This window comes from Deltaproteobacteria bacterium, assembly GCA_009930495.1.
Taxonomy (GTDB): Bacteria; Desulfobacterota; Desulfovibrionia; order Desulfovibrionales; family Desulfomicrobiaceae; genus Desulfomicrobium.
This window is the reverse complement of the sequence record RZYB01000132.1, coordinates 1-7,492: the sequence shown is the minus strand read 5'-3', so window position 1 is coordinate 7,492 and position 7,492 is coordinate 1. Positions and strand designations below refer to the sequence as shown.

Below are 7,492 nucleotides of genomic sequence, written 5' to 3'. Positions count from 1 at the left end.
CTGGGACGAACATGGTCAAAGCGTGGTGGACCAGAGCAGGGCGTTTTTTTGGATGGCCATGTTCATGTCTGGTTGGAGGTATTCCTTGGGCCCGTCAAGGAATGGAAGGTATTCCAGGGTGGCTTTTTGTAACAGGATGCGTCCGCCCTGGATTCTGGGAAATAATTTTTTCCGGGCCGGAGCCAAGTGCCCCAGAACAGCGGATATGGCCTGAAATGCTTCTTCTTGGGGCAGGGTCACCGGATGCAGGGGAATTTCGGGCAGGCTGGCAAGGGGCGCTGTCCTGGGTTGGAAGAGGCTGACCCGGCTTGAGAGATGCAAGAATAACTCAGGGCGGATTTTGAAGGCCGGGACCCGGAATGTGAAGGGCTCCGATTCCATCCGGGGTAAGATCACCTTGGGCATGTTGGTCAGACGGATGAAATCGGCCCAGGTTTCGAGATGAAAACCCGTCGCCTGAATGTGCAGATTCCAAAACGGCAGATAGCGGCTGGGCTGGGTCTGGGTTGGGAAAAAATGGACGTCGATATTTTCGCAGCCACCTGGGCCCGTGGTCCAGGCCGTGTCGCAATGCGGACAGGTTTGCACCAGGCTCTGGGTGTCGCCACCAAGATCCCAGCCGCAGTGGGGGCAAAGGGTGGAGAGGAACTCCAGAGTGGCCGGACTGGGATTAAGCGTGCTGGGATCAATGCTTGCCGGTCCCAGATGTTCGCCGGTCAGGCCGTCGATGAGTTCATGGTTTTGAAAAACCGGCAGAAAGACCAGGGAAAGTGTGTCGCCGATACAGGCCGTGATTTTTGGGCCCGTGACAGCGCTCAACCCCGGAATGGCCGCGAGGAGTTTGTGCTTGAAGTCCGCGCTGGAAATTTGGGGAGCGAGGAATGCCCCGGATGTGCCAGGTTCCACGAAAAAAAGCTGCATGGCTTGGGGCCTGAGCCCCAGGGAGGCGGGCAAGGCGAGGTTATCCACGGCCAGCAGGCTGGAGTCGATGATTTTGTGCTGTGTCGAGGTCAGGCCCAGAACAAATCCATTTCCCCGAAACCGCCAGTAGGGGATATATATCAGGGTGCCATCATTTTCGACGCGCGGCTTCAGATAATAGCGGAGCGGTCCGTGTCCCTGGATAAACAGACGGACGCGGCAAAACGGACAGGCAAAAATGCGGTCTGTATCCTCCAGGTCTACAGGAGCCCCGCACTGGGGACACTGATGACGAAGATGCCCCCAGCTCATGCGAATTTGATGCGCTCCCCGCAGTGGTTGCAGAACGTCGCGCTGGGCAGGTTCTCCTGGCCGCAGGTCGGGCACGTGACGGGCTTGGGCGTGTCGTTCACGGGCTTGCCACAGCTGGGGCAAAAGCGCGACCCCGGACTCAGATTCTTTCCGCAGGCGGCACATTTTTCAAAGACCAGGAGATGATGGCCGCACGAGGCGCAAAAACTGTCCCGCTCGTGGATGGCCTGGCCGCATTTGGGACAGGTCAGCCCTTTGGGCGCGGTTCCGGGATCAGGTTGGCGGGTCATCTGTTGCATGGCCTGGGCCATGAGGGCCGGCATCATGAAGCCCACGCCCATGCCCATGGATTCTCCAGCCGAGCCTTGATTTTCAGCCGCCTTTTCCATGGCCGTGGCCGCCTTGAGCTGCATGAGCTTGTTCATGTCGTCAAACATGCCTAGCTTGGTCTTGTCGTCCAAGGCTCTTTGCACTTCGGGCGGTGGCGTGATGGAATTGATGTAGAGTTGGGTCAGGGAAAGGCCAAATTGCAGAAAATCACTTTGTAGGCGTTCCCTGAGCCCGGCCGACCATTCCTCGTAGCGATTGGGCAGGTTGAGGATGGTATCCATGTTTTCGCCCAGAAAATCGTTGAAGGACGACACGATGACCTTGCCCAGGTACTCGTTCAAGTTCGAAACCGAGAAGGAGGCCATGGTTCCAACCAGGGAATTGATAAAGAGCAAGGGCTGGACAACCTGGATGTTGAACATGCCATAGGCCCGCAGCCGAATCACGCCCAGTTCGGAGTCCTTGAAGGCCACGGGTTCGCGAGTGCCCCATTTGAGGTTGGTGAAGACCTTGGTGTTGACCAGATAGGCCTCGGCCCGGAGTGGGCTCTCCAGCCCCCAGGGGATGCCCATGATTTTGTTGAGAATGGGGATGTTGGCTGTTTTGAGGGTGTGTCGTCCCGGGCCAAAAACATGGACAGCCTTGCCGTTATAGAAAAAGATGCCGGCCTGGGAGTCGCGCACGACCATCTGGGCGCCGTATTTGATTTCCCCGGAGCCTTCCCGAGGGAATCGGTGCGCGATTTCGTTCCCGGTTTCGTCAAACCATTCGATGAGCTCCAGAAAGAAAAGATTGTCGCTGCCCATGCTACCTCCCCGACATTGTTTGAATTCCGCAGTGTATAGGACGATTTTCTTGCAATTACAACACGGGCCGCTTAGGATTCAATGATTCTGATGAGTTCGGACGGAGGGGACTTGTGGATATAAAAAACGCCAAGGAAATCATGACCGCCGCCGATATCGGACGGTCCCTGGACAGGCTGGCCTGCCAAATCGTGGAGGATGTCGTCGATCACCGCTCCCTGGCCTTGATTGGAATCCAGCGTCGTGGCGTGGATCTGGCTGGTCGTCTGGGTCGGCTACTTTCCAGCCGGATCGGTTTCGCGGTGCCTTGTGGAGAGCTGGATATCAATTTGTACCGCGATGACTGGACCACCACGACATCCACGCCGAACATCAACGCCACCCACATCGATTTTTCCGTGGACGAGAAAACGCTGATTTTGGTGGACGATGTTCTTTTCACTGGCCGCACGGTCCGCTGCGCCCTGGAAGCCTTGCTCGATTTTGGCCGTCCCCGGGCCGTGAAGCTGTTGGTCCTTATTGATCGCGGTCACCGCGAGTTGCCGATTCAGGCTGACTTTATCGGGAAAGCCGTGCCCACGGCCAGATCCGAGCAGATCAATGTTTTTTTGTCCGAGCGCGATGGCAGGGATACTGTCGTTTTGAGCTAAAAACGGTTTCCCCGCTCAATCCAAAAGTCCTTGTTGAGTTGCTTTGTGGTCGTGATGGCGGGGGCTACCACCGGGGTCTTTTCAAGAAGCCAAAAATGAAAGGCCGCCCTTCCCGACGGGAAAGGCGGCCTTTCGTTTTTTTTCGTTACCGCGTTCTAGATCAAACCCTTGTCCTTGAGGAAGGCGCGGAGGGTTTCCGTGTTGGCCTCGCTCATGGGGACCAGGGGCAGGCGCAATTCCAGCTTGACGCGTCCCATCATGGATAATGCCGTCTTGGCCGGAATGGGGTTGGTTTCCAGGAACATCATCCGCGAGAAAGGGGCGAGATCAAAATGCATCTTTTGGGCCGTGGGTATGTCGCCGGCGAACCAGGCCGACGTCATGGCGCTCATGACATGGGGCAGAATGTTGGAGACCACCGAGATGACGCCGCATCCGCCCACGGACAAAAGAGGCAGCACCGTGAAATCGTCACCGGACAGGACCTGAAAGTCCGGCCCGCATTTTTCGAGCACCTGGGAGACTTGGTTGAGGTCACCCGTGGCTTCCTTGATGCCCAGGACTTCCGGGATGTCCTTGTACAGACGGGCCACGGTGGCTGGAAGCAGATTCACGCTTGTCCGGCCAGGAACATTGTAGAGGATGTAGGGCAGGGAAACTTCCGCCGCGATGCGTTTGAAATGTTGGTACAGGCCTTCCTGGGTCGGCTTGTTGTAGTACGGCGTGATCAGCAGGGCGCCATCGGCGCCGGCTTCCTTGGCGAACCGGGCCAGTTCAACGGCCTCGGCCGTGTTGTTCGACCCCGCTCCCGCCAACACCGGAATCCTGCCTTTGACCTGGTCCACGCAGATACGGATTACCTCTTTATGTTCAGCGTGGCTCAGTGTGGCGGATTCGCCAGTGGTGCCGCAGGGGACCACGCCGTTGATTCCGTTTTGAACCTGCCATTCGATCAGGTTTCGATACGCTTCCTCGTCGACAACGCCGTTTGAAAACGGGGTCACCAGGGCTGTGAAGGCTCCTTTGAATTGCATCGCTGTCCTCCCGGATTTGGGGCTTTGGTTTGTGGATGGCGCCTGGCCTTGGCCTAGAGACCCATCCGCTCTGGGTCGAATTCCCCACGATAGACGACCTGGGCTTGGCCGCGCAGGAAAATGTCCGTTCCGCGTAGGCTGATTTCCAAAATTTCACCGCCCGAAGTGGTGACCTGAACTTTAGGTTCGGCCAAGCCAAGGCCGTGGGCCACGGATACCGAGGCCGCGGCGCCCGTGCCGCAGGCATAGGTTTCGTTCTCCACGCCGCGTTCGTAGGTGCGCAGCAGGATGTGGGCGCGATCGATGATTTGGATGAAGTTGGCATTGGTTCCGGCTGGCGCGAAATGTCGATGATACCGGACCAGGGCGCCGAGCTTTTTGATGTCGAGTGTTTTGACGTCGTCGGTAACGAGAACCGCGTGTGGGACCCCGGTGTTGGCGAAGTGGACGGCCCATGGCTCGCCTGACAGGTCGAGGGTGAAATTCAGTGTTTGATCGCGCACGGGTGTAAGCTGGACTTCGACTTCGCCGGCATCGGCGAACACACGGGCCTGGATGGGGCCGGCATCGGTGCTCATGACATGCTCGGCGCCGGCCATGCCCAACTGATGGGCGAGCAGGGTGGCGCAACGCGAGCCATTGCCACACATTTCGGCCCTGGACCCGTCGGCGTTGAAGAAATGCCATTTTGTCGCGGCCTGGCCGGTCTCATCCATTTCCAGAAAGATGATGCCGTCGGCTCCAATGCGAAAGGCCCGGGGACAGAGCGCCTTGGCCCAGGCCGGCATGACCTCTTGGCCAATGGAGCGCGAGCGGTTGTCGATGACGATGAAGTCGTTGCCACTGCCTTGCATTTTATAAAAAATTTGGGAGCGAGAAGAGGTCATGGAGAGTCCTTGGTTGAATCGTGTGCACGATAATCTATTGTGGCTGGCCCAAAAAAGCAAGAAAATGGCTAGGGTGCGAAAATGGTCGTGATCGCGGGATCCAAGGCCAGTTCATCGCGAAGCGGCTGAACCGTGGCCATGACCGTGACGTTTGGAGACCAGACGGCCTTTGTGCCGGCCTTGGGCAGGTTGGGGATGACAATGGTGTTGACCCCTTTTCCCTTCAGGGAAGGACGGACCCAAAGGACGGCATTGTCCTGGAGATAGAGTCCCGGATAGCTGGGGCCGTGGCCGGATCCCAGAATGATATCAAAAGCCTTTCCCCGTCGGTTCGCGATGAAATCGTTCTCCAGGGGCTGGCCCCAGGTGCTGATCCCGATGATCAGATTGTATTGACCCGACTCGCGAAGCTGCGTGGCCGTATCGGCCAGGATCGAGGCCGTCGAGCCACTTGGTCCTCCGGGCAGGCTCGGAGGGAAGAGCACGAAGGCCAGGAGCCCGTCCGGAACTTTTTGGGTCACCACGCGCGGCGCGTCGTCCAGTGACCACCAAGAGGGCGCTGTTGGAACGCCAGCCGCGCTCAGCGCCTGGAAATCCTCGGGTGCCAGGACAAAAAGGTCATAATCCAGGGTTAGATACGCCTGGGCCAAGCGCGTGATCAGGTCCGGGGAGGTCGAATTCATGGTGCCTGGGGCAACGAGTTCATAGCCTCCACCGATCACAATGCTTCCTGGAGACGATTGAAGGGATTTGAAAAAGGTGGCCCGCCGGGCCAACCCACCAAGAGTCTTGCCGCCTCAGGTCGGACACGGCTGGTACTCTCCCTGGGTGTTGGCCGTGAGCACGATGGTCGTTTGGGCCAACGCTTTCAGGGGTAACCAACCAAACAGCAACACGACGCAGAAAAAGAGGCGCATGGACAGAACCTTATGCCAGGGGTTTGAGGATGGGGCTGCGGGCAATGAGATCCTTCAGACGGGACCGGCGCTCGACGATTTTGCGGGCGATCTCGCGAATATCCCGGGAAGCTTGGCAATCAGGCGCGAATTTGAGCAACGGTACTTGATGACGGACGGATTCCGTGACCATGGGGTCCTTGTGCACGATGCCCAGGAGATGGATGGGCAGGTTCAGGAAGTGGTCGCAGGCCTGGGCCAGCCGGTCAAAGGCGAGGCGGGCTTCCTTGGTCGATTCGGCCATGTTGACGATAACATGGAAATTTTTGATCTGGCGTTGGTTGTTCAGAACCTTGATCAGGGCATAGCTGTCGGTCAGGGACGTGGGTTCGGGGGTGATGATCACGACCCGTTCCTGGGGCATGGCCGCAAAGGACAGGACCGTGGGACTGATACCCGCGCCTAGGTCCAGGACGAGAAAATCGTACTGGTGAAAGAGTTCATCCAGCTTGCCCAGGAGCACGCTTTGGATGTCTTCGTCCATCTCCACCAGTTCGGCGACGCCCGACGCCGAGGGCAGAAGCACGAAGCCATCCTCGGTCAGGGACACGACCACGTTGGCCGCGTCTTCACCCGCGATCAGGTCCTGGATATTTTTTTCCGGAGAAATGCCCAAAAGCACGTCCAGGTTGGCCAAGCCCAGATCCGCGTCCAGGAGGACTAGCCGATGCCCCAGCTCGTTCAAGGCAAAGCCCAGATTCAAGGCGATATTGGTTTTTCCCACGCCGCCCTTGCCGCTGACCACGGACAGGCTCAGAGTCTTGTTTTCGGTCATGATTATTCCTTGAAGGAAAGCAAAAAGCGTTTTTCGTTTTGTTGCACCAGGGTTTGGTCCAGAACTGGACCCAAATCCAAAAGGGGCGCGCATTCCAAACGGTTTTTTCCGGCGTGTTTGGCGCGGTACAGGGCCTTGTCCGCTTCCGCGACGAGCTTGACGGGGTCCGGCACTTCCTTGCCCCGGTAGCTGGCGACCCCCATGGACGCCGTGATAGCCAGTTCCGTGGCGCCACAGCGAACCCTGGCTGCCCGGATGGATTCGAGTACCCGCTCCAGAAGTTTTTGGGCCCTGGCCAGACCTGTCCCGGGGAGCAACAGCGCGAATTCCTCGCCGCCAATACGAGCCGCCACGTCGATCATGCGGGTCTCCGTCAACAGAATTTCACCCATGGCCTGCAAAATTTTATCCCCACATGGATGACCATGCGTGTCATTGATGCCCTTGAAATCATCCAGGTCCAAAATGCACAGACTCAGGGGGGTCTTGAAGCGGGCGCTGCGCTCCACTTCCAGGGCCAGCGCCTGATCGAAGCCGCGCCGGTTGGCCAGACCCGTCAGGGCGTCGTGACCCTGCATGTGGGTCAATTTTTCGATATACTCCTTGATCGTGTTCAAGGCCGGGAATTTGTTCCGGCGCAAAGGCAGGACAATCCAGTCCGTGAGCTTGATCCTGTCCAGCACCGTGGGCCAGGATCGGTCTTGGCGGATGAGCCGGACCAGGGCCAGGGCAATCGCATGAAATTTTAGGTCACGAGCAATCTCATCAGGTAATCATTATCCCACCCGGCTCGTTTTCTACTGGCTTTGACTCCGGTTTTT

Annotated in this window: 8 protein-coding genes; 1 reads left to right on the top strand and 7 read right to left on the bottom strand. The window is 58.0% G+C overall.

Translation table 11 applies throughout. The features are described from left to right. Positions 1–15: 15 nt before the first annotated feature. On the bottom strand, positions 16–1,233 hold the full coding sequence (locus EOL86_10550; protein ID NCD26011.1) for a hypothetical protein: 1,218 nt from the start codon (positions 1,231–1,233) through the stop codon (positions 16–18). Continuing rightward, positions 1,230–2,369 (bottom strand): SPFH domain-containing protein, encoded by a 1,140-nt coding sequence (locus EOL86_10545; GenBank protein ID NCD26010.1) that lies wholly within the window; start codon positions 2,367–2,369, stop codon positions 1,230–1,232. Before EOL86_10545 ends, EOL86_10550 begins: the two co-directional genes overlap by 4 nt. Positions 2,370–2,509: 140 nt before the next feature. On the opposite strand from EOL86_10545, the gene pyrR reads away from it, so the two are divergent. After that, on the top strand, positions 2,510–3,019 hold the full coding sequence (gene pyrR, locus EOL86_10540) for a bifunctional pyr operon transcriptional regulator/uracil phosphoribosyltransferase PyrR (GenBank protein NCD26009.1): 510 nt from the start codon (positions 2,510–2,512) through the stop codon (positions 3,017–3,019). A 155-nt stretch (positions 3,020–3,174) separates the two neighbouring features. On the opposite strand, the gene EOL86_10535 is transcribed toward pyrR, so the two are convergent. The 5 genes from EOL86_10535 to EOL86_10515 form a co-directional block, all read right to left on the bottom strand. Next, positions 3,175–4,053, bottom strand: a complete 879-nt coding sequence (locus tag EOL86_10535; protein NCD26008.1) for a 4-hydroxy-tetrahydrodipicolinate synthase — start codon at positions 4,051–4,053, stop codon at positions 3,175–3,177. Positions 4,054–4,106: 53 nt separating this feature from the next. After that, entirely contained in the window at positions 4,107–4,940 is an 834-nt protein-coding gene (locus tag EOL86_10530; protein NCD26007.1) for a diaminopimelate epimerase, read from the bottom strand. 68 nt (positions 4,941–5,008) lie between these two features. Continuing rightward, entirely contained in the window at positions 5,009–5,623 is a 615-nt protein-coding gene (locus EOL86_10525; GenBank protein NCD26006.1) for a hypothetical protein, read from the bottom strand. Positions 5,624–5,867: 244 nt separating this feature from the next. Further along, a complete protein-coding gene (locus tag EOL86_10520; GenBank protein NCD26005.1) occupies positions 5,868–6,671 on the bottom strand; it encodes a MinD/ParA family protein in 804 nt (267 codons plus the stop codon). A gap of 2 nt (positions 6,672–6,673) precedes the next feature. Next, positions 6,674–7,432, bottom strand: coding sequence for a GGDEF domain-containing protein (locus EOL86_10515; protein NCD26004.1), 759 nt, complete (start codon positions 7,430–7,432; stop codon positions 6,674–6,676). Between the last annotated feature and the right edge of the window lie 60 nt (positions 7,433–7,492).